21 protein-coding genes are annotated in these 20604 nt (G+C 66.5%); 1 reads left to right on the forward strand and 20 read right to left on the reverse strand.

Going from position 1 to position 20604, the window contains the following annotated elements; all coding sequences use genetic code 11:
- The first annotated feature begins 221 nt into the window (after positions 1–221).
- On the forward strand, positions 222–1607 hold the full coding sequence (locus WS96_RS26800) for a sigma-54-dependent transcriptional regulator (RefSeq protein WP_034206787.1): 1386 nt from the start codon (positions 222–224) through the stop codon (positions 1605–1607).
- A 176-nt stretch (positions 1608–1783) separates the two neighbouring features.
- On the opposite strand, the gene nagZ is transcribed toward WS96_RS26800, so the two are convergent.
- The 20 genes from nagZ to plsX form a co-directional block, all read right to left on the reverse strand.
- On the reverse strand, positions 1784–2812 hold the full coding sequence (gene nagZ, locus WS96_RS26805; RefSeq protein WP_059779758.1) for a beta-N-acetylhexosaminidase: 1029 nt from the start codon (positions 2810–2812) through the stop codon (positions 1784–1786).
- 16 nt (positions 2813–2828) lie between these two features.
- On the reverse strand, positions 2829–3263 hold the full coding sequence (gene acpS, locus WS96_RS26810) for a holo-ACP synthase (RefSeq protein WP_059836710.1): 435 nt from the start codon (positions 3261–3263) through the stop codon (positions 2829–2831).
- Between the two features lie 80 nt (positions 3264–3343).
- On the reverse strand, positions 3344–4120 hold the full coding sequence (gene pdxJ, locus WS96_RS26815; protein ID WP_059501577.1) for a pyridoxine 5'-phosphate synthase: 777 nt from the start codon (positions 4118–4120) through the stop codon (positions 3344–3346).
- The gene (recO, locus tag WS96_RS26820) at positions 4117–4953 is read right to left on the reverse strand and encodes a DNA repair protein RecO (protein WP_059824205.1); all 837 of its coding nucleotides are present in this window, start codon (positions 4951–4953) and stop codon (positions 4117–4119) included. The genes pdxJ and recO overlap by 4 nt, the downstream gene beginning before the upstream one ends.
- Entirely contained in the window at positions 4940–5839 is a 900-nt protein-coding gene (era, locus tag WS96_RS26825) for a GTPase Era (RefSeq protein WP_034206782.1), read from the reverse strand. Before era ends, recO begins: the two co-directional genes overlap by 14 nt.
- A gap of 60 nt (positions 5840–5899) precedes the next feature.
- On the reverse strand, positions 5900–7126 hold the full coding sequence (gene rnc / locus WS96_RS26830) for a ribonuclease III (protein ID WP_059836712.1): 1227 nt from the start codon (positions 7124–7126) through the stop codon (positions 5900–5902).
- Positions 7127–7280: 154 nt separating this feature from the next.
- Complete coding sequence (gene lepB / locus WS96_RS26835; RefSeq protein WP_059836714.1) at positions 7281–8174, reverse strand: signal peptidase I; 894 nt, start codon at positions 8172–8174, stop codon at positions 7281–7283.
- A 15-nt stretch (positions 8175–8189) separates the two neighbouring features.
- On the reverse strand, positions 8190–9983 hold the full coding sequence (gene lepA, locus WS96_RS26840; protein WP_059501585.1) for a translation elongation factor 4: 1794 nt from the start codon (positions 9981–9983) through the stop codon (positions 8190–8192).
- A 197-nt stretch (positions 9984–10180) separates the two neighbouring features.
- The gene (locus tag WS96_RS26845) at positions 10181–10417 is read right to left on the reverse strand and encodes a glutaredoxin family protein (protein WP_006476497.1); all 237 of its coding nucleotides are present in this window, start codon (positions 10415–10417) and stop codon (positions 10181–10183) included.
- A gap of 7 nt (positions 10418–10424) precedes the next feature.
- Positions 10425–11921, reverse strand: a complete 1497-nt coding sequence (locus tag WS96_RS26850; RefSeq protein WP_059501587.1) for a DegQ family serine endoprotease — start codon at positions 11919–11921, stop codon at positions 10425–10427.
- Positions 11922–11937: 16 nt separating this feature from the next.
- Positions 11938–12990 carry a MucB/RseB C-terminal domain-containing protein gene (locus WS96_RS26855; protein ID WP_011544940.1) on the reverse strand — a complete coding sequence of 351 codons (1053 nt, stop codon included), beginning with the start codon at positions 12988–12990 and terminating at the stop codon, positions 11938–11940.
- Positions 12991–12995: 5 nt separating this feature from the next.
- Positions 12996–13613 carry a sigma-E factor negative regulatory protein gene (locus tag WS96_RS26860; RefSeq protein ID WP_034206776.1) on the reverse strand — a complete coding sequence of 206 codons (618 nt, stop codon included), beginning with the start codon at positions 13611–13613 and terminating at the stop codon, positions 12996–12998.
- 86 nt (positions 13614–13699) lie between these two features.
- Positions 13700–14299, reverse strand: coding sequence for an RNA polymerase sigma factor RpoE (gene rpoE / locus WS96_RS26865; protein WP_006490873.1), 600 nt, complete (start codon positions 14297–14299; stop codon positions 13700–13702).
- Positions 14300–14390: 91 nt separating this feature from the next.
- On the reverse strand, positions 14391–14855 hold the full coding sequence (locus tag WS96_RS26870; protein WP_059779753.1) for a protein YgfX: 465 nt from the start codon (positions 14853–14855) through the stop codon (positions 14391–14393).
- A 10-nt stretch (positions 14856–14865) separates the two neighbouring features.
- A complete protein-coding gene (fabF, locus tag WS96_RS26875) occupies positions 14866–16098 on the reverse strand; it encodes a beta-ketoacyl-ACP synthase II (protein ID WP_034206774.1) in 1233 nt (410 codons plus the stop codon).
- A gap of 164 nt (positions 16099–16262) precedes the next feature.
- Positions 16263–16502 (reverse strand): acyl carrier protein, encoded by a 240-nt coding sequence (acpP, locus tag WS96_RS26880; RefSeq protein WP_004197638.1) that lies wholly within the window; start codon positions 16500–16502, stop codon positions 16263–16265.
- A 144-nt stretch (positions 16503–16646) separates the two neighbouring features.
- Positions 16647–17396, reverse strand: coding sequence for a 3-oxoacyl-ACP reductase FabG (gene fabG, locus WS96_RS26885; protein ID WP_059836716.1), 750 nt, complete (start codon positions 17394–17396; stop codon positions 16647–16649).
- 36 nt (positions 17397–17432) lie between these two features.
- Complete coding sequence (gene fabD, locus WS96_RS26890) at positions 17433–18365, reverse strand: ACP S-malonyltransferase (protein ID WP_034206772.1); 933 nt, start codon at positions 18363–18365, stop codon at positions 17433–17435.
- An 82-nt stretch (positions 18366–18447) separates the two neighbouring features.
- A complete protein-coding gene (locus tag WS96_RS26895; RefSeq protein WP_059836718.1) occupies positions 18448–19437 on the reverse strand; it encodes a beta-ketoacyl-ACP synthase III in 990 nt (329 codons plus the stop codon).
- Positions 19438–20544, reverse strand: coding sequence for a phosphate acyltransferase PlsX (gene plsX, locus WS96_RS26900; RefSeq protein WP_034206770.1), 1107 nt, complete (start codon positions 20542–20544; stop codon positions 19438–19440). It abuts the gene before it with no gap.
- Positions 20545–20604: the final 60 nt, after the last annotated feature.

Genomic DNA, 20604 nt, shown 5'->3' on the forward strand with positions numbered 1-20604 from the left:
TTGTTTGTCTGGCGCCAACAGCTACCACGAGCGAGAGCCATAAAGAGCACAAAAGCCACCGGTAAAGATATTCAATTTGTATCATCGGTAACTGTTTTATAGCGCCGGAGAAATAATGCGCGTGACGCGTTCGGCGGGGCATAAAATCAATCTTTAATCCGACATGCGGCTGCGGCCCGCTGGCCGACAGCCCGCCTCTCTTGACTCGACTCGCGTCCACCATGCCACACGCCCTGATTGTCGAAGACGATCCCAACAGCCTGTCAGGCCTCACCGCACTGCTCGCCGCAGACGGCTTCTCGGTCGACACGGCCACGTCGCTCGCCGAAGCGCGCACGGCGCTCGGCCGCTCGATTCCCGACGTCGTGCTCGTCGACCTGAACCTGCCGGACGGCAGCGGGTTCGACCTGCTCCAGCACCTGCCGCAGCAACAGCCGAACGGCTCGCTGCCGGTGATCGTGCTGACGGGCAACGCGACGGTCGAGAGCGCCATCGAGGGCCTGCGCCACGGCATTTGGGACTACCTGCTGAAGCCGATCAACATTCCGCGCCTGCGCAGCCTGCTCGCGCGGATCCCGCGCCCGTACGAACTGATCGACGAAGTGCAGTCGCTGCGTGCGTCGCTGCGCCAGCTCGGCCGCTTCGGCGCGCTGGTGGGCCGAAGCGACGCGATGCAGCACGTGTACGACATGATCGAGCACAACGCCCGCACCGAAACGGCCGTGCTGTTCTCGGGCGAAGCCGGCACCGGCAAGAAGCTGGCGGCGCGCACGCTGCACGAACTGAGCCGGCGCCGCAAGGGGCCGTTCGTGTCGTTCGACTGCCGCATGCTCGCGCAGGCCGGCCGGCACGGCGCGTCGCTCGACAGCGTGCTGTTCGGCCATGAACGCGGCGCATTCGACGGCGCCGAGCGCCGCGAATCGGGCCTGTTCGAGCAGGCCGGCGGCGGCACGCTGTTCCTCGACGAAATCACCGCGCTGCCGCTCGTGCTGCAGGAAGCGCTGCTGCACGCGCTCGATTCGCAGAACTTCATGCGGATCGGCGGCACGAGCCCGATCACCAGCGATTTCCGGCTGATCGCGGCCACGCGCCGCCCGGCGCGCGAAGCGGTGGCGAACGGCACGCTACGCGAGGATCTGTGGCTGCGCCTCGACGCGGCGTCGATCACGATGCCGCCGCTACGCGAGCGCGACGGCGACGCGCTCGCGATCGCGGACGCGCAGATCGACGAACTGAACCGCGAAGCGCGCGCAACCGGCCGCAGCACGACCGACAAGCGGGCGGCGCCGGGCTTCGTGCGCGAATGCCTGTCCTACGAATGGCCGGGGAACGTGCGCGAGCTGCAGGAACGCGTGCGCTTCGCGTACGACGCGTCGGGCGACTTCATCGAGACGCTGCGCGCGGGCGAAGCCAGTTTCTCCGCCGGCGCCGCGCTGAACGGCAGCAGTGTGCAGATCAAGGTCGGCACGCCGCTGTCCGACGTCGAGGATCTGCTGATCCGCGCGACGCTCGACGCGGTCGGCGGGACGCGCCACCGCGCGGCTACGCTGCTCGGCATCAGCCCGAAGACGCTGTACAACAAGCTGCAGCGGATGAAGGTGAACTGAGCGGGCGGCTCTGGATGCGGGCACTGACGGGATCCGACCGTTAGTTGCATCTGCACCCAAGCTCGTCCCGGCGACTGTCCTGATCGGGCGGTCGCGCCCCGCAAAAAAGCCGCGCTATTGCGCGGCTTTCTGTTTGAGGCGACCCAAACGGCGCGACGCGCGCCATCCGTGCCCGCTTACGCCAGCGCGCTGCTCAACAGCGCCTGCGCCTGCAGATACTCGGGCTGCGCGACCAGCTTCTCCCACTTGAGCGCCTTGCCGCGCGCACGCATCCGCTTGATGCGCCGCACCGACTCGGCCGAGGCCCGCGCCTTCAATCCGTTCAGCACGACTTCGGCCGCGTCCGGCTGGTTGCAGACGAGCACCATGTCGCAACCGGCGGCGAGCGCGGCGTCGGCGGCCTGCGTGAGCGTGCCGCCTTCGCGCGCTGCCTCCATCGACAGGTCGTCGCTGAAGATCGCGCCCGTGAAGCCGAGCTTCCCGCGCAGGATGTCCTGCAACCACACGCGCGAAAACCCGGCCGGCCGCTTGTCGACCTGCGTGTAGATCACGTGCGCCGGAATCACTGCGGACAGCGACAGCCCGAGCCAGTCGTACGGCGCGACGTCCTGCTCGAGGATCGCATCGAGCGTGCGGTCGTCGGTCGGCAGCGCGACGTGCGAATCGGCCTCCGCGAAACCGTGCCCGGGGAAATGCTTGCCGCAGTTCGCCATGCCGGCGAGCGACAACCCGTGGTTCAGGCTCTTCGCGAGCAGCGTGACGACGCGTGGATCGCGATGGAACGCACGATCGCCGATCACCTTCGAGTGCCCGTAGTCGAGATCGAGCACCGGCGTGAAGCTCATGTCGATCCCGCACGCGCGCAATTCGGCAGCCAGGATGTAGCCGACGGCGGTCGCGACCTTCGTCGCGAGCAGCACGTCGCGATCCCACAGTTCGCCGAGGCGGCGCATCGCGGGCAGCACCGTGAAGCCGTCGGTGCGGAACCGCTGCACGCGCCCGCCTTCGTGATCGACCGCGATCAGGATGTCTTCGCGCACCGCGCGGATCGAATCGGTCAGCGCGGTCAGTTGCGCACGATTCTGGAAGTGCCGCGCGAACAGGATCACGCCGCCGGTATTCGGATGCGCGAGGCGCCGCGCATCGTCGCGCGACAGGGTCGTGCCGACGACGTCGAGCATGACCGGGCCGGGAGTCGTTTTCATCGAATCGGGAATTCCGTCAGGAGAGGGTTCGGGAAACAGGTCCGGGAGCAGGCGCGGCGTCCGTTTCGGCGATCACGAACGACACCGCGTAGTCGCGTTCGTCGCTGACCGTCACGCGCGCCGTGATGCCGCGAGCGGCCAGCCAGTCGGCCAGCTCGCCCGAGGCGACCACGTACGGCTCGCCGCTTGGATGGTTGAGCGTCTGCAGTGCGCGCCACGTCATCGGCCAGTGCATGCCGAGCCCGATCGCCTTCGAGAACGCTTCCTTCGCGGAAAACCGCGTCGCGAGAAACGCGATGCCGCGCGCCTCGGAGCGGGCGCGCCGCGCGTGGAACACGCGCAGCTCGTCGGGGCCGAGCACCTTCTCGGCAAACCGGCCGCCCGTGCGCTCGAGCACGGCTGCAACGCGGCTCACCTGCGCGATGTCGGTACCGATGCCGTAGATCGCCATGTCAGTCTCCGCCGGGGTGGCCCGGCGCGGCCGGGTCAAGTGCGTCGCAAACGGCGTGCGGGGCGCGGCGGCCTCGCATCTCAGCGCGCGCCGCCGTGCAGCGCGGCGACGCGTGCGGCGACCATGATCGCCTTCATCTCGCGAACCGCGTTGTCCCAGCCCGCGAAGATCGCGTGCGCGACGATCGCGTGACCGATGTTCAGCTCGACGATACCGTCGATCGCGGCAATCTGCTGCACGTTCGTGTAGTGCAGCCCGTGGCCCGCATTGACCTTCAGGCCGAGTTGCGCGCCGGCCTGCACGCCCGCGACGATACGCTCGTATTCGCGCTGCTGCTCGGCCTGGTCGTGCGCTTCGGCGTAGCGGCCCGTATGCAGCTCGATCACCGGCGCGCCCGCTTCGTGCGCGGCGCGGATCTGCGTGTCGTCCGGGTCGATGAACAGCGACACGCGCACGCCCACGTCGGCGAGCTGCTTGCACGCCGCGCGCACGGCCTCGAAGTGGCCGGCGACATCGAGACCGCCTTCGGTCGTCAGTTCCGCGCGCTTCTCCGGTACGAGGCACGCATCGTGCGGACGCACTTCGCACGCGATGTCGAGCATCTCGGCCGTCACCGCGCATTCGAGGTTCATGCGCGTCTTCAGCAGCGGGCGCAGCTCGCGCACGTCGGCGTCGACGATGTGACGACGATCCTCGCGCAGGTGCAGCGTGATCGCGTCCGCGCCCGCCTCTTCGGCGGCGAGCGCCGCACGGACCGGATCGGGATAGCGCGTGCCGCGCGCATTGCGCAGCGTCGCGACGTGGTCGATGTTCACGCCGAGGTCGATGGCGGTGGGCGTTGTCAGGAAGAAGCTCATAGGTTTTGCAGGTCGATCAGGATCTGACGCGTGGCGAGCGGCGTGCCGCCGAGATAGGTGTTCAGCAGGAAGCGCATCAGCGTCTTGCTCTGCGCAACCGTCTGGGCTCGATGGTAATCGTCCTGCTCCATGTCGAGCAACGTCTGTCCGGTGATGACCGGCCAGTGCGACGGCACGTCGTCGTCCGCATTGCGCACGCCGCGCTCGGGATCGAACACGTAGCGGCGCTCGGGCTCGACCGCGCGGCGCGCGACCGTGCGATTCAGCGCCATCGCATACCCGGTCTCGCGCAGCAGCACACGCTCGAACGAGCGCAGCACCTGCACCGCAGGCTCGCCGTGCGCGAGGCGCGTGAGGGTCAGCACGTAATGATTGAACAGCGGCGGCTGGGGATCCTCGCGCGCGCAGAATTTCACGAGCAGCTCGTTCGCGTAGAAACCGCACAACAGCCCGTCGCCGCTTAGCGGCAGCATCCCGCCGACCCACTCGGCGCCCGTCAGCGTGCGCACCTCGGATTTGCCGGACCACGACAGCAGCAGCGGCTGGAAGGTCTGCAATACGCCGCGCAACGCCGAGTGCGGGCGTTTCGCGCCCTTTGCGACGAGCGCGAGCCGGCCGTGGTCGCGCGTCAGCACGTCGACGATCAGGCTCGTTTCCCGATACGGATAGCTGTGCAGCACGTACGCCGGCTGCTCGGCGACGCGGAAATCGGACGTGCGAGACGCCGCGCGCCGCACCTTGCGCGGCGGTTCGGGCGGTGCCGGCAACGGCGCGTCGTTCGCGCCGGCGCTCACCGCGTCTTCGGTCGACGTCAGCGCGTCATTCGTACCCATAGGCACGCAGCCCCGCCTCGTTGTCGGCCCAACCGCTCTTCACCTTCACGAAGGTTTCGAGATAGACGGGGCCGTCGAACAGCTTCTCCATGTCCATCCGCGCTTCGGTGCTGATCTGCTTGAGCTTCTCGCCCTTCTTGCCGATCACCATCGCCTTGTGCGAATCGCGCTCGACGAGGATCGTCGCGAAGATGCGCTTCAGGCGGCCCTCCTCCTCGAACTTGTCGATCAGTACGGTGCTCGTGTACGGCAGTTCGTCGCCGGTCCAGCGGAATACCTTCTCGCGCAGGATTTCGGCCGCGAGAAAGCGCGAGCTGCGGTCGGTCAGTTCGTCCTCGCCGTAGATCGGCTCGCCTTCCGGCAGGTACGGCTTGATCGTGTCCAGCAGGCGCTTGATGTCTTCCGGCCGCTGCGCCGACAGCGGCACGAGCTCGGTGAATTCGCGCAGTTCGCTCACCTTCTGCATGAACGGGAACAGCGACGCCTTGTCGTTCACGCGGTCGATCTTGTTCGCGATCAACAGCGTCGGCATGCCGGGCGGGATCAGGTCGAGCACCTTCTGGTCGTCGGGCCCGAAGCGGCCGGCCTCGATCACGAACAGGATCACGTCGACCGACGTCAGCGTCGACGTGACCGCACGGTTCAGCGAACGGTTCAGCGCGGTGCTGTGACGGGTCTGGAAGCCGGGCGTGTCGACGAACACGAATTGCGCGTCGTCGAACGTGTTGATGCCGGTGATGCGGTGACGGGTCGTCTGCGCCTTGCGCGACGTGATGCTGATCTTCTGGCCGACGAGTGCGTTCATCAACGTCGATTTGCCGACGTTCGGGCGGCCCACGATCGCGATCATGCCGCAACGGAAACCGGTAGGAGCGGGAGTGTTCATATCGTTTGGGGGACAGGTTCGGAAACGGCCGCGCGGTGCGCGGCACGATCGATGGGCAATTCAGTGGCCGGCATCGGCCACGCGCGCCTGCGCGGCAGCAAGACTCGCGCCGCCGGGCGGCGCATCGGCGTCGGGCGTCGCGGCATCGCGTACGCGCGCCGGCGTGCGCGCAGCGGCGTCGGCACTCGCGGAAGGCTTGTCGGCCGACGGCGCCGCCGAATCGGCTGCGTGGCCGGCCGGCTTGTCGGCTGCGCGCGACGCGGCCTCGGCGGGTTTTTCCGCAGCCTTGTCGGGCCGCTCGGCCGGTTTGTCGGCAACCTTGTCGGTCGCCGGCTTCGCCGCCCGCTCGCCCTTGTCCGTGGCCGGCTCGACATGCGCCGCGCGAATCGCCGCCATCGGCGCGACGGCCGGCTCGCCCGTCGCCGCAGCCGCAGCGGCTGCAGCCGGCGCCGCGCCGGCCGCCCTGGCCTCGCGCGCCGCCGCACGTTCCTTCCGCTCCGGCGAGCGCAGGTCGAGCGCTTCCTGCACGCCCTTCACGCCCGGCACGATCTCGGGTTCGACATGCTTGGACCCGCGTGCGTTTTTCGAGCGCTTCGGCTTCGCGGCCAGCATCGGCGCGGCCGCCATCACTTCGTCGAGCGCCTTCTTCGCGGCGGCCTGCTCGGCCGCACGCCGGCTCGCGCCGGAACCCGATACCTTCACGTCGAGCTTCGGCACCGTGCACTCGACCTCGAACTGCTGATTGTGCGCCGCACCATGCGTCGCGACGACCGTATAGGTCGGCAGCGCGATCTTGTGCCCCTGCAAGTATTCCTGCAGCAGCGTCTTCGCGTCCTTGCCGAGCGTGCGCGGATCGATGTGGTCGAGAATCGGGATATAGAGCCGCTTGATGACCCCTTGGGCGGCTTCGAAGCCGCCATCGAGGAATACGGCCCCGATGATGGCTTCGAACGCGTCCGCGAGGATCGACGGGCGACGGAATCCGCCGCTGCGCAGCTCGCCCTCGCCGAGCCGCAGGCCGTCCGAGATATTCAGGGCCTGAGCAATTTCGTACAACGATTGCTGTTTGACGAGGTTGGCGCGTACGCGCGACAGGTCACCTTCGTCCAGCTTGCCGAAACGCTGGAACAAAAGGGCGGCCACCGCGCAATTCAGAACGGAATCGCCGAGAAACTCGAGCCGTTCGTTGTGCGTGGCGCTGTGACTGCGATGGGTCAAAGCCTGGCGCAACAATTCCGCATTGCGAAATTCGTAGCGCAGCCGGCTTTCCAACTGGGATAGGGGCATGTGCAGGAGTATAACGCGGGCGCCCGGTCGGGCCGAAACGGCACGGCCGGACGCGAAAAGGCGTGACGAGGCGGTGTTACCGCCGGTTCTTAAAGTAGTTCGGCAATACGCGACGCGGCCCGTGCGTCGCGTATTGCGTGTGAATCGAATGCGGTCAGTTGAAGGAACCGATGCGCTTCAGGTCGCCGAAGTTCATCCAGATGAAGAACGCGCGGCCGACGATGTTCCGGTCCGGCACGAAACCCCAGTAGCGGCTGTCCGCGCTGTTGTCGCGGTTGTCGCCCATCATGAAGTAGTGGCCGGGCGGCACCTTGCAGATCACGCCGCGGCTGTTGTACGTGCAGTTGTCGCGATACGGATAGTCGTATGCGCCCATCACGAACGGCGGCACGGCCGGGTTGTTGAGGATCGCGTTCTTCTTGTTGCCGATCGTTTCCTCGAACTGCTTCGCGTAATTCTGGCGCTCGTCGTCGAAGAAATCGGGCAGCGGCGTTTCGGGCACCGGCTGGCCGTTGATCGTGAGTTGCTTGTCCTGATACGCGACCGTGTCGCCCGGCAGGCCGATCACGCGCTTGATGTAATCGACCGACTCGTCCTTCGGATAGCGGAACACGACGACGTCGCCGCGCGACAGCGGGCTGCCCTGCGTGATCTTCGTGTTCGTGACCGGCAGGCGCAGCCCGTACTCGAACTTGTTGACGAGGATGAAGTCGCCGACAAGCAGCGTCGGCACCATCGAGCCCGACGGAATCTTGAACGGCTCGACGACGAACGAACGCACGACGAACACGGCCAGGATCACCGGGAAAAAGCTCGCCGTGTACTCGAGCCACCACGGCTGGCGCAGCTTTTCGTCACGCAGCTTCGAACGCGTCTGCGCCGCGTTTTCGTCCGCGAAACGCTTGTCGATGCGCGACTGCTGGCGATCGAACTCCTCGATCGCCGAGTCGGCCGCCTTGCGACGCCGCGGCAGGAACACCAGTTTGTCCAGCACCCACGCTACGCCCGTCACGACGACGAGCACAAAAAGAATCAGCGCAAAATTCATAAAGGATCAGTCCTGTTATTTGTCTTCGACGCGCAAGATCGCGAGGAACGCCTCCTGCGGGATCTCGACCGAACCCACCTGCTTCATGCGTTTCTTACCTTCTTTCTGCTTCTCGAGCAGTTTCTTCTTCCGCGTGATGTCGCCGCCGTAGCACTTCGCGAGCACGTTCTTGCGGAGCGCCTTGATGTTCTCGCGCGCGACGATGTGCGCACCGATCGCGGCCTGGATCGCCACGTCGTACATCTGGCGCGGGATGATCTCGCGCATCTTCGCGGCGACTTCGCGGCCGCGATATTGCGATTGCGACCGGTGCACGATGATCGACAGCGCGTCGACCTTGTCGCCGTTGATCAGCATGTCGACCTTCACGACGTCCGACGAACGGTACTCCTTGAACTCGTAATCCATCGACGCATAGCCGCGCGATACCGACTTCAGGCGATCGAAGAAGTCGAGCACGATCTCGGCCATCGGGATCTCGTACGTGAGCTGCACCTGGCGGCCGTGATACTGCATGTTGATCTGCGAGCCGCGCTTCTGCTCGCACAGCGTGATCACCGAGCCGACGTAATCCTGCGGCATGTACAGGTTCACGGTGACGATCGGCTCGCGCACTTCGGCGATGCGGCCGGGTTCCGGCATCTTCGCCGGATTCTCGACCATGATCGTCGAGCCGTCGCTCTGCACGACCTCGTAGACGACCGTCGGCGCGGTCGTGATGAGATCCATGTCGAACTCGCGCTCGAGCCGCTCCTGCACGATTTCCATGTGCAGCAGCCCGAGGAAGCCGCAACGGAACCCGAAACCGAGCGCCTGCGACACTTCCGGCTCGTACTGCAGCGATGCGTCGTTCAGCTTGAGCTTCTCGAGCGATTCGCGCAGCGCGTCGTACTGGTTCGCCTCGACCGGATACAGCCCCGCGAACACCTGCGGCTTCACTTCCTTGAAGCCCGGCAGCGGCTCGGCAGCGGCCTTGGTCGCGTGCGTGACGGTATCGCCGACTTTCGCGGCCGTCAGTTCCTTGATGCCCGCGATGATGAAGCCCACCTGCCCGGCCGACAGCGACTCGAGATTGCGCGACTTCGGCGTGAACACGCCGACGTGCTCGACCGGATACTGTGCGCCGGTCGCCATCATCTTGATCTTGTCCTTCGGACGCAGCGTGCCGTTGACGATGCGCACGAGCATCACGACGCCGACGTAGTTGTCGAACCACGAATCGATGATCAGCGCCTGCAGCGGCGCGGCCGGATCGCCCTTCGGCGGGGGCACCTTCGCGATCAGCGACTCGAGCACGTCCTCGACGCCGAGGCCCGTCTTCGCGCTGCAGCGCGTCGCGTCGGTCGCGTCGATGCCGATCACGTCCTCGATCTCCTCGATCGCGTTCTCGGGGTTCGCGGCCGGCAGGTCGATCTTGTTCAGCACGGGCACGACCTCGACGCCGAGCTCGATCGCCGTGTAGCAGTTCGCGACCGTCTGCGCCTCGACGCCCTGACTCGCGTCGACGACCAGCAGCGCGCCCTCGCACGCGGACAGCGAACGGCTGACCTCGTACGAGAAGTCGACGTGCCCCGGCGTGTCGATCAAGTTCAGGTTGTAGACCTTGCCGTCGCGTGCGCGATAGGACAACGCGGCAGTCTGCGCCTTGATCGTGATGCCGCGCTCGCGCTCGATATCCATCGAGTCGAGCACCTGCGCTTCCATTTCACGGTCGGCGAGGCCGCCGCATACCTGGATGATGCGATCCGCGAGCGTCGACTTGCCATGGTCGATGTGGGCGATGATCGAGAAATTGCGAATATGATCCATTCAGTGCCGATCAAGCGAAAAAGGCGCGCTCACGACTGCGGAGCACGCCTTGTAAGTCGGTGAAAAAAACGGCTTATTTTAGCCGAAAAGGCTTACGCCGGGCGGGATTTCGGACGCCCCGCCACGCGGGAGCCCGGCCGAGCCGGCCGCCGGATCGTGCCCCGTGCGAAGCGGCGCCGGCTCGCGGCGGACCCGGTTCAGCGCCGGGCCGCCAGCGCGTCGCGCACCCGCGCGTCGTCGAACCGGTGGCGGCACACTTCCGCGCCGTCCAGCAGCAGCACGGGCACGTCCTCGTCGTAACGCGCGACGAGCGCCGCATCGGTGTCGATGTCGATGTAGTCGACCGCGACGCCGAATTCGGCCGCCACCGGCGCCAGTGCGTCGCGCATGTCGTCGCACAGGTGGCACCAGCCGCGGCCGTAGAGCGTGAACATCGGCGCGTTACTTCTGGCGCGGCCGCACGGGCACGAACTGCGTGTTGTCGCCACGCCGCACGAGCACCGCGACCGCCTTCTGCGGATCGAGCTGCGCGGTCACGTCGGCGAACTGCTTCGCGCTCGTGATGTCGGTGTCGCCCACCCGCAGCACGATGTCGCCGCGCTGCAGGCCCGCACGGGCGGCCGGGCCGTCGACGCCGTCGATCTGCACGCCGTTCTTCAACTTCAGCGTCTTCATCTGTTCCGCCGTCAGGTCGCTGACCGTCAGGCCGAGCGAATTGGTCTGGCGCGGCTTCTGCGGCGCGTTCTTGCGCTGCTCGGCCTTCGCCGTCGACTCGGCCGGCGTCTCGGCGATCGTGATCGGCAGATCGCGCGCCTGACCCTTGCGCCACACGCTGACCGTCGCCTTCGTGCCAGGCTTCGTGTCGCCGACCATGCGCGGCAGATCCGACGCCGCATCGACCGGACGGCCGTTGAACTTCAGGATAATGTCGCCCGGCTGGATGCCGGCCTTGTCGGCGGGGCCGCCCGGTTCGACGCTGCTGACGAGCGCGCCTTCGGCCTTCGGCAGCCCGATCGAGTCGGCCACGTCCTTCGTCACCTCGCCGATCGCCACCGCGATGCGGCCGCGCGTGACCTTGCCCGTCGCCTTCAGCTGGTCGGCCACGCGCATCGCCTCGTCGATCGGGATCGCGAACGAAATGCCCATGAAACCGCCAGTGCGGCTGTAGATCTGCGAGTTGATGCCGATCACCTCGCCCTGCATGTTGATCAGCGGGCCGCCCGAGTTGCCGGGGTTCACGGCGACGTCGGTCTGGATGAACGGCAGGTAGTCGCCCGTGTTGCGGCTCTTCGAGCTGACGATGCCGGCCGTGACCGTGTTGTCGAGGCCGAACGGCGAACCGATCGCGACGACCCATTCGCCGACGCGCACCTTGTTCGAATCGCCGATCGCGACGACCGGCAGGTTCGACGCCTGGATCTTGACGACCGCGACGTCCGTGCGGTCGTCGACGCCGATCAGCTTCGCCTTGAATTCGCGCTTGTCGGTCAGCGTCACGTAGATGGTGTCCGCATCGTCGACGACGTGCGCATTGGTCATCACGTAACCGTCGGCCGACACGATGAAGCCCGAGCCGACGCCGCGGTTCTGCTCGGTGTCGGGCGGATTGTCCGGCGCCGGCGCGTTCTTCGGGTTGCCGCCGTTGCCACCGCCGTTACCGGGCGCCTGCGGCAGCGGAATGCCGAAGAAGCGCCGGAAGAATTCGGACATGTCACCGTTGTCGAAGCCGGGCGGGAGCATCCCGCGCGGGCCGCTCGTCGGCACGTTGGCGGTGGTCCGGATGTTCACGACGGCCGGGCCGACCTTTTCGACCAGATCGGCAAAGTCGGGCAGGCTGGCAGCGGGAGCCGTCACAGCGAACGCGGTATGCGGCACGAGCGGCAGGCAGGCAGACAGCGCCGCCGCCGCGAGCCATTTGCGCAGCGTGAGTTTCATCATGTCGGAAGCCGTAGCGTTACTTGGAAGCCTTGTATTCTATGGCAGACGCGAACTGCTGCAACGTGGCCGGCGGCACTTCGCCGAGCACGGTGATCCAGTAGTCGCCGCGGCGCTTCACGAGAACGTGCGTCGCACCGGTGCTGCCCGCGCCTTCCTTGCGCGTATTCTTTTCGGCCGGCTCGATGAAAACCGAGATCGTCGCGAGGCCGTCGGTGAAGACGGCCTGATCGACCGGGATCGGCGGATCGCCCGCATCGCGCGCGGCCATCGGCCGGCGCACTTCACGAATCTTCTGGAAGCCGGCGACGCTCGGCGCAAGCTGCCAGCCCTGCGCCTCCATGTCGACCGCCGCGACCGGCGGGCGCACGACCGTCCAGCCGCTCAGATTGCGCATGCCGGCTGCAATCGCGGCCTTGTCGCCGCTTGCGCCACCCGTCTGCAGTTGCGAGAACGCGATCTGTTCGAGCACGTGATCGTTCGCGTCGAGCGTCTGCGAACGCAGCAACAGCCCGGTGCGCGCATCGGCCCACAGCTTGTACGTGAAACGATACGCATCCTTCGGCACGAGCTCGACGACCTGCGCGTCGATCCCGGCCACGCGGTCCTTGCCGAGCGACTTCGCATCGTAGACGGACATCACGTGCTCGCCGCTCGCGCCGAGCAGCGCGGGGAACGAGTCGCGCGTTTGACGGCGCTCGACCACGCACAGCTTGCGTTCGGGCACGAACGTATACAGCTCGTCGTTGTGCCGCAGCAGCTTGCGCGGCTTGCCGTCGAGCGTCTCGATCCGCTCGAACTCGCCGTCGCGGGACGAGACGTGCGCGATACGCGACGACTGCACGTACCCGCCTCGCTGGTAGACGAACGTACCTTCGTAGCTCTGCTGCTGCGCCGCCTGCTGGACGCGGTCGAGCCAGTCAGCGGCGCCCTTGCGGGTCGCGACGGGATCGTCCGGTTGCTGGGCGCTGGCGGGAAGGGATTGAACGGACAACAGGGCGGCTGCGCAAAGCAAAAGGGCCGGCAGCCGCTTCCATCCGGAGATGGCGTGATTCAACTGCAATGTCCGCATCGGGGTTATTGGCCTGGCGTGGTGGTCACGGCAGCGCGGATCAGCGGCATCGAACCCGTGACGACGGGCTGCTGCGCGAATTGCTGGTGCGCTTCAAGGTATTGGTCGAGGCTGGCGTCGCGAATGATGTTGACGTCCTGCAGGCCCGGCTGGGCCGATGCCTGCGCAACCGTCACGCGCTGCAGGTTGCCGGTCTGCGGCGCGCCTACCGATGCGACCTGGACGGCGCCCGGGGCGCCGGCCGTCTGCATCTGCGGGACGACGATCCACGTCAGCGTGGCAGCCGCGGCGGCCACCGCGAACGCGGGCACGACGCGGCGGCGCAGCGACAGCAGCTTGCGCGCGACCGGCGCGGCCGCCGGCGCCAGCAGGTGCGGCTCGCTTTCGAGCGCAGCCGACATGCGCGCGGTGAACGCGACGCTCAGCGCGGGCGACAGCGCGAGCTCGTCCGAGCGCAGCGCATCGCCGATCAAGTGGTACTGGGCCCATACGGCGCGATCCGCGCGGTCGAGTTCAGCCAGAAACTGCCCGTGATCCGGGCCGTCGAACATTTCGCCGTCGACCAGCGCGGAAATGCGCTCGCCGCGCGAGCACGCTTGCGATTGCGTATTGACCGACCCCATGATGCTCCCCATCTTGCACACCCCGTCGTGACTTCACGACTCTATCCGTAACTAGACCCCGACCCGCGTCGTTCCGCCCGTCGCGCTTACCAGCGCTTGCCTTCGGGCGTATCGAGCAGCGGACGCAATTTGGCAGCGATTGCTTCGCGTGCGCGGAAGATCCGCGACCGGACCGTCCCGATCGGACAGCCCATCATTTCCGCGATCTCTTCGTAGCTCAGGCCCTCGATCTCGCGCAGCGTGATTGCCTGGCGCAGTTCTTCGGGCAGCAGAGCCATTGCAGCGTTGACCGTCTCGGCAATCTGCTTGCTCATCAACATCGACTCAGGCGTGTTGATATCCCTTAGTTGGTCTGCATCGGAGAAAGTTTCCGCTTCCTCCGCATCGGCCTCGGTCGAGGTCGGCGCCCGGCGGCCTTGCGTCGCAAGGTAGTTCTTCGCCGTATTGACGGCAATCCGGTACAACCACGTATAGAACGCCGATTCGCCGCGGAATTGCGGCAGCGCACGATACGCCTTGATGAACGCGTCCTGGGCCACATCCTCGACCTCGGCGGGATCCCGCACGAGGCGCGAGATCAGCCGAATGATCTTGCGGTGGTATTTGGAGACCAGGAGTTCGAACGCCGCCTTGTCGCCCTTCTGTACGCGCTCGACCAGAGCCTGATCGATTTCTTTTTCACTCACCTGACAAATCCGTTAACTAGGGATGCAACGCGGAGCGCTATTGTAGCGTTCCGGCGCCGGACGCTGGTTACGGCCGGTAACCGTGCTGCCGTCATGCCCGCCCCGCCGCCCCGGCCGTCCTCGCCAGCACCGACAGCGCGCTGAACGATGCGGCATCGAGCGCGTCGGCCGGAATCAGCAGCGGCCGGGCCCGCCGCGCGCCCTGCCCGACCGACAGCACCAGCAGCAGGCTGCTCCAGTGCGCGTGGCCCGTCACGCGGCCGCGGGCCAGCAACTGCCCGGTGCGGCCAAACGCCGCAATCTCCCCGAAGGCATCGATCCGCAGCTCGGCCGGCAGCCGGCGGGCGCAGGCCCGCGCCGCCCATACGGCCAGCAGTGCCGCCGTCGCCGCCGACACGCCCGCGCCGGCGGCAGCGCCCGCGCGCGGCGCCCAGAACAGGTACGCCGACGCGGCAGCCGACGCGACGAACGCGGCCAGCACGAGATACGACACGGCCGAGGCCCGCAACGCGAAGCGCTGCGGACGCCCGGCCGGAGCATCGAATGGACTCGTCAAGCGATTCGACTCAGACGCGCTTGAACACCAGCGTGCCGTTGGTCCCGCCGAAGCCGAAGTTGTTCTTCACGGCCACGTCGATCTTCATGTCACGCGCGGTGTTCGCGCAGTAATCGAGATCGCACTCGGGGTCCTGGTTGAAAATGTTGATGGTCGGCGGCGACACGTTGTTGTGCAGCGCCAGCACCGTGAACACCGATTCGAGGCCGCCCGCGCCACCCAGCAAGTGACCCGTCATCGACTTCGTCGAGTTGACCACCATCTTGTACGCGTGCTCGCCGAAGGCCGCCTTCACCGCGTCGGACTCGTTCTTGTCGCCCAGCGGCGTCGACGTGCCATGCGCATTCAGGTACTGGACCTCGTCGGCATTCACGCCGGCGTCGCGCAGCGCCGCGACCATGCAGCGGCGCGGGCCGTCCATGTTCGGCGCGGTCATGTGGTACGCGTCACCCGTCATGCCGAAGCCCGAGACTTCCGCGTAGATCTTCGCGCCGCGCGCCTTCGCCGCCTCGTACTCCTCGAGCACCATCACGCCGGAACCCTCGCCCAGCACGAAGCCGTCGCGGTCCTTGTCCCACGGCCGCGACGCGGTAGCGGGATCGTCGTTGCGGGTGGACAGCGCGCGCGCAGCCGCGAAACCGCCGATGCCGAGCGGCGACACCGTCGATTCGGCGCCGCCCGCGACCATCACGTCCGCGTCGCCGGCCTGGATCAGGCGCGCGGCGAGGCCGATGCTGTGCAGGCCGGTCGTGCAGGCCGTCACGGCCGCGAGGTTCGGGCCCTTCAGGCCGAACATGATGCTCAGGTGACCGGAGATCATGTTGATGATCGACCCCGGCACGAAGAACGGCGAAATGCGGCGCGCGCCGCGATCGACGTAGGTCTGGTGCGTATCTTCGATCATCGGCAGCCCGCCGATGCCGGAACCGACCAGCACGCCGATGCGTTCCGCGTTGGCTTCGGTCACTTCCAGCCCGCTGTCGCGGATGGCCTGGACGCCGGCGGCGATGCCGTAATGGATGAACGTATCCATGTTCCGGGCCTCCTTCGCCGGGATGTACTCCTCGGCGCTGAAACCCTTCACTTCGCCCGCGAAATGGCAGGCGAGGTTCGACGCATCGAACTTCGTGACGGTGGCGATACCGGACTTGCCGGCGACGAGATTGGCCCAGCCGTCGGCAACATTATTGCCAACAGGCGAAATCAGCCCCAGGCCTGTAACGACAACACGACGGCGGCTCACGGTAACCTCTTTTCCATTATTGGATGACAAAAACAAAAGCCACAGTGGCCACAGGAATCAGCCCTGCGAGCCCTGTGGCTGTTAGTCCGTCCGGCGCGAAGCCGGCAGGATGGCGCGTCAATCGCGAAGATCGCGGCGACGTGGCGGACAAGCGCGAAAGGCGCTTACGCCTTGACGTTTGCGCGAGCGTAGTCGATCGCTTGCTGAACGGTCGTGATCTTCTCTGCTTCTTCGTCCGGGATTTCCATGCCGAACTCGTCTTCGAGCGCCATCACCAGTTCGACCGTGTCGAGCGAGTCGGCGCCCAGGTCGTTCACGAACGAAGCTTCGTTCTTGATCTCGGCTTCGGCGACGCCCAGTTGTTCAGCGACGATCTTCTTGACACGTTGTTCGATGTTGTCCATTACCCCTCCGAGGGAAAGTTCAGATTTACAAGTGCGCGCATTTTATCAGGTTTGCTGACGCCAAAACGCGCGTTGGCTTGATGGTCGATCAAGCGCCGATCCGCCTGAAAAACGGGATACGGCGCGGATGGTAAACGAAAACCGTTACGACATGTACATGCCGCCGTTCACGTGCAGCGTCGTGCCGGTGATGTAACCGGCCTGCGGCGATGCGAGGAACGCGACGGCATGGGCGATGTCTTCCGGGCTGCCGAGGCGGCCGAGCGGAATCTGGGTCTTGAGCGCGGCCTGCTGTTCTTCCGGCAGCGTCTTCGTCATGTCGGTGTCGATGAAGCCCGGCGCCACGCAGTTCACGGTGATGCCGCGGCTGCCGATTTCGCGCGCGAGCGCACGCGTCATGCCCGCGACGCCGGCCTTCGCGGCCGCATAGTTGACCTGACCCGGATTGCCGGCCGAGCCGACCACCGACGTGATGTTGATGATACGGCCGCCGCGCGCCTTCATCATCGGGCGCAGCACCGCACGCGACAGACGGAACACCGACTTCAGGTTGGTGTCGATCACCGCGTCCCAGTCCTCGTCCTTCATCCGCATCGCGAGCTGGTCCTGCGTGATGCCCGCGTTGTTGACGAGCACGTTCAGCGCGCCGAATTCCTTCACGGTCGCATCGATCAGCGCTTCGGCAGCCGCCGCGTCGTTGACGTTCAGCACCGCGCCGCGGCCCGCGACACCGGCTTCCGCGAACGCCGCGGTGATCGCGGCGGCGCCCGATTCGCTCGTCGCCGTGCCGATCACCGTCGCGCCCAGATGCGCGAGTTCGAGCGCGATCGAACGGCCGATGCCGCGCGACGCGCCGGTCACGATCGCAACCTGTTTATCGAGAGTCTTGTCCATGAATCGAATATCCGTTGCTTGGGAAAAGGCGCCGCGTCAGGCGGTCACCAGCTTGAGCGCTTCGTCGAGCGAAGCCGGATCGAACACCGATGCCCCCGTCAGGTTGCCGTCGATGCGCTTCGTCAGGCCGGCGAGCACCTTGCCCGGACCGCATTCGATCACGTGCGTGACGCCCGTGCCCGCGATGTGCCGCACGCATTCGACCCAGCGCACCGGGCCCGCGGCCTGGCGCACCAGCGCATCCTTGATCGCGGCCGGATCGCCGACCACGGCGACGTCGATGTTGTTGACGACCGGAATCTGCGGCGCCTTCACGTCGACGTTCGCGAGATAGTCGCGCAACTGATCCGACGCCGGCTTGAGCAGCGACGAATGGAACGGCGCCGACACCGGCAGCGGCAGCGCGCGCTTCGCGCCCTTCGCCTTCGCGATTTCGCATGCCTTTTCGACCGCGGCCTTGCTGCCTGCGATCACGACCTGCGCGGGCGCATTGAAGTTCACCGCTTCGACGACGCCCGCTTCCGCGGCTTCGGCGCACACCGCGCGCACCGTGTCGTCGTCGAGGCCCAGGATCGCGGCCATGCCGCCCTGGCCGACCGGCACGGCCGTCTGCATCGCCTGCGCGCGAAAACGCACGAGCGGCACCGCGTCCTTGAACGCGAGGGCGCCGGCCGCGACGAGCGCCGTGTATTCGCCGAGGCTGTGGCCGGCGACGATCGACGGCGCCGGGCCGCCCGCCTGCTGCCACGCGCGGTAGCACGCGTACGCTGCGGTCAGCATCACGGGCTGCGTGTTGGTGGTCAGGTTCAGCTCTTCGGCCGGACCTTCGGCGATCAGCTTGCCGAGATCCTGATCGAGCGCGTCGGACGCTTCCTGGAGCGTCTCGCGCACGACGGCCAGATCGGCGAATGCGTTGAGCATGCCGATCGCCTGAGAGCCCTGCCCCGGAAAAACGAATGCAAATTTCATATCGTCCCCAATTGAATCGATTCGGACGGCGCACGCGAACGGCGCGCCGACGGGATCCGCGCGCGGCTTCGCGCGCCGCGGATCAGAAGCGGAAGACCGACGCGCCCCAGGTGAAGCCGCCGCCGACGCCTTCGATCAGCACGTGCTGACCGCGCTGGATGCGGCCGTCGCGCACCGCGGCGTCGAGCGCCAGCGGGATCGACGCGGCCGACGTGTTGCCGTGCTGGTCGACCGTCACGACCATGCGCTCCTGCGGCAGGCCGAGCTTGCGGCAGGTGCTGGTCATGATGCGGATGTTGGCCTGGTGCGGAATCAGCCAGTCGATTTGCTCGGGCGCGAGATTCGCCTTCGCGAGCGCTTCGATCGCGACTTTTTCCAGCACGTTGACCGCGAGCTTGAACACGGCCTGCCCGTCCATGTGCAGGAACGCGCTGCCGTCGATCACGCCGCGATTGACGTTGCCCGGCGTGCACAGGATGTTCGAGTAGCTGCCGTCCGCGTGCAGCGCGCTGCCGAGCACGCCCGGCTCTTCCGATGCGGACAGGATCACCGCGCCCGCGCCGTCGCCGAACAGCACGCAGGTCGTGCGGTCCTTGAAGTCGAGAATGCGCGAGAACGTCTCCGCGCCGACCACGAGCGCCGTACGGTGCTGGCCGCTGCGGATGAAGCTGTCGGCCGTCGCCATCGCGTACGCGAAGCCCGAGCACACGGCCTGCACGTCGAATGCCGCGCCGCCGTTCTTGATGCCGAGCTTGTTCTGCAGCAGGCACGCGGTGCTCGGGAACACGAAATCGGGGGTCGAAGTCGCGACGATGATCAGGTCGATCGACTGCGGATCGACACCGGCTGCTTCGATCGCACGACGCGACGCCTCGAGCGCGAGATCGCTCGTCGTGACGTCGGGTGCGGCGAAATGGCGCGCATGAATGCCCGTACGCGCCACGATCCATTCATCGCTCGTCTCGATGCCTTCCTGCGCAAGACGATCGGTCAACTGCTGGTTCGTGACGCGGTCGGGCGGCAGGAAGCTGCCCGTGCCGAGCACGCGGGAATAGAGAGTCGATTGGGCCATTTATGCTTTAGAGGATTGCGCAGCGGAAGGTTCGGCGTGATGGCCTGCGGCAGGGCTTGCATGGCCCGCGCCGCCCGCGTCGTGCTCGCCGTCGCCGAGCGACGCCGAATTATCCGCCATCGCGCGCGCGAGGCGCTCCAGCACCCCGTTTTTGACGGCATCATACCCGCGTTTGATCGCCCACTCAAACGCGTAGGCGTCGGCCGAGCCGTGGCTCTTGATCACGAGACTCTTCAGCCCCAGCAGCGCCGCGCCGTTGTACTGGCGGTGGTCGACGCGCTTCTTGAAACGCATCAGCACGGGCAGCGCGAGCAGCGCCATCAGTTTCGACATCAGCGAACGGCCGAACTCCTCGCGGATGATGTCCGACAGCATCTGCGCGAGCCCTTCGGACGTCTTCAGCGCGACGTTGCCGACGAAGCCGTCGCAGACGATCACGTCGACGGTGCCCTTGTAGATGTCGTTGCCTTCCACGTTGCCGCGGAAATTGAGCGTGCTGGCGCGCAGCAGTTCGCCTGCGCGCTTGATCGTCTCGTTGCCCTTGATGACCTCTTCGCCGATGTTCAGCAGGCCGATCGTCGGGCGCTCCTTGCCTTCGAGCGCGGCCACCAGCGCGTGCCCCATCTCCGCGAACTGCAGCAGATGCTGCGGTTCGCAGTCGACGTTCGCGCCGAGGTCCAGCATCATCGTGTAGCCGGTCGGGTTCGGCAGCGCGAACGCGATCGCGGGCCGCTCGATGCCGGGCAGCGTCTTGAGTACGTAACGGGAAACGGCCATCAACGCGCCGGTATTGCCGGCGGAAATGCAGGCCTGCGCCGCGCCTTCCTTGACGTGGTTGAGCGCGACGCGCATCGAAGAATCCTTCTTCTTGCGCAGCGCCACTTCGACAGGGTCGTCCATCGCCACGACTTCGGTGGCGGGCACGATGGTCAACGCGGGATCGTCGAGGGCTTTCAGCTTCTTCAACTGAGCGCGAATCGCGCTTTCGATGCCGACGAGCATCAGGTGCGCATCGGGATGCGCGCGGACGAACTTGACTGCCGCGGGAACGGTCACGGACGGGCCGTGGTCGCCTCCCATGCAGTCGATTGTGAGCTTTACGGTCATGGAATGCGACGAATTTCAGGCACAAAAAAGCGGCAGTTGAATGCCGCCTTTTTGTCGAGC

Source organism: Burkholderia sp. MSMB1835 (genome assembly GCF_001526365.1).
Lineage (GTDB): Bacteria > Pseudomonadota > Gammaproteobacteria > Burkholderiales > Burkholderiaceae > Burkholderia.

What these genes read in the sequence shown, in the direction of transcription:
- acpP (WP_004197638.1), bottom strand. Translation starts at nt 16,502, where the DNA reads ATGGACAACATCGAACAACGTGTCAAGAAGATCGTCGCTGAACAACTG.
- WS96_RS26800 (WP_034206787.1), top strand. Translation starts at nt 222, where the DNA reads ATGCCACACGCCCTGATTGTCGAAGACGATCCCAACAGCCTGTCAGGC.
- WS96_RS26855 (WP_011544940.1), bottom strand. Translation starts at nt 12,990, where the DNA reads ATGCGGACATTGCAGTTGAATCACGCCATCTCCGGATGGAAGCGGCTG.
- fabG (WP_059836716.1), bottom strand. Translation starts at nt 17,396, where the DNA reads ATGGACAAGACTCTCGATAAACAGGTTGCGATCGTGACCGGCGCGTCG.
- lepB (WP_059836714.1), bottom strand. Translation starts at nt 8,174, where the DNA reads ATGAATTTTGCGCTGATTCTTTTTGTGCTCGTCGTCGTGACGGGCGTA.
- lepA (WP_059501585.1), bottom strand. Translation starts at nt 9,983, where the DNA reads ATGGATCATATTCGCAATTTCTCGATCATCGCCCACATCGACCATGGC.
- WS96_RS26895 (WP_059836718.1), bottom strand. Translation starts at nt 19,437, where the DNA reads ATGGCCCAATCGACTCTCTATTCCCGCGTGCTCGGCACGGGCAGCTTC.
- WS96_RS26860 (WP_034206776.1), bottom strand. Translation starts at nt 13,613, where the DNA reads ATGGGGTCGGTCAATACGCAATCGCAAGCGTGCTCGCGCGGCGAGCGC.
- fabD (WP_034206772.1), bottom strand. Translation starts at nt 18,365, where the DNA reads ATGAAATTTGCATTCGTTTTTCCGGGGCAGGGCTCTCAGGCGATCGGC.
- era (WP_034206782.1), bottom strand. Translation starts at nt 5,839, where the DNA reads ATGAACACTCCCGCTCCTACCGGTTTCCGTTGCGGCATGATCGCGATC.
- acpS (WP_059836710.1), bottom strand. Translation starts at nt 3,263, where the DNA reads ATGGCGATCTACGGCATCGGTACCGACATCGCGCAGGTGAGCCGCGTT.
- rnc (WP_059836712.1), bottom strand. Translation starts at nt 7,126, where the DNA reads ATGCCCCTATCCCAGTTGGAAAGCCGGCTGCGCTACGAATTTCGCAAT.
- recO (WP_059824205.1), bottom strand. Translation starts at nt 4,953, where the DNA reads ATGGGTACGAATGACGCGCTGACGTCGACCGAAGACGCGGTGAGCGCC.
- WS96_RS26850 (WP_059501587.1), bottom strand. Translation starts at nt 11,921, where the DNA reads ATGATGAAACTCACGCTGCGCAAATGGCTCGCGGCGGCGGCGCTGTCT.
- pdxJ (WP_059501577.1), bottom strand. Translation starts at nt 4,120, where the DNA reads ATGAGCTTCTTCCTGACAACGCCCACCGCCATCGACCTCGGCGTGAAC.
- plsX (WP_034206770.1), bottom strand. Translation starts at nt 20,544, where the DNA reads ATGACCGTAAAGCTCACAATCGACTGCATGGGAGGCGACCACGGCCCG.
- WS96_RS26845 (WP_006476497.1), bottom strand. Translation starts at nt 10,417, where the DNA reads ATGTTCACGCTCTACGGCCGCGGCTGGTGCCACCTGTGCGACGACATG.
- nagZ (WP_059779758.1), bottom strand. Translation starts at nt 2,812, where the DNA reads ATGAAAACGACTCCCGGCCCGGTCATGCTCGACGTCGTCGGCACGACC.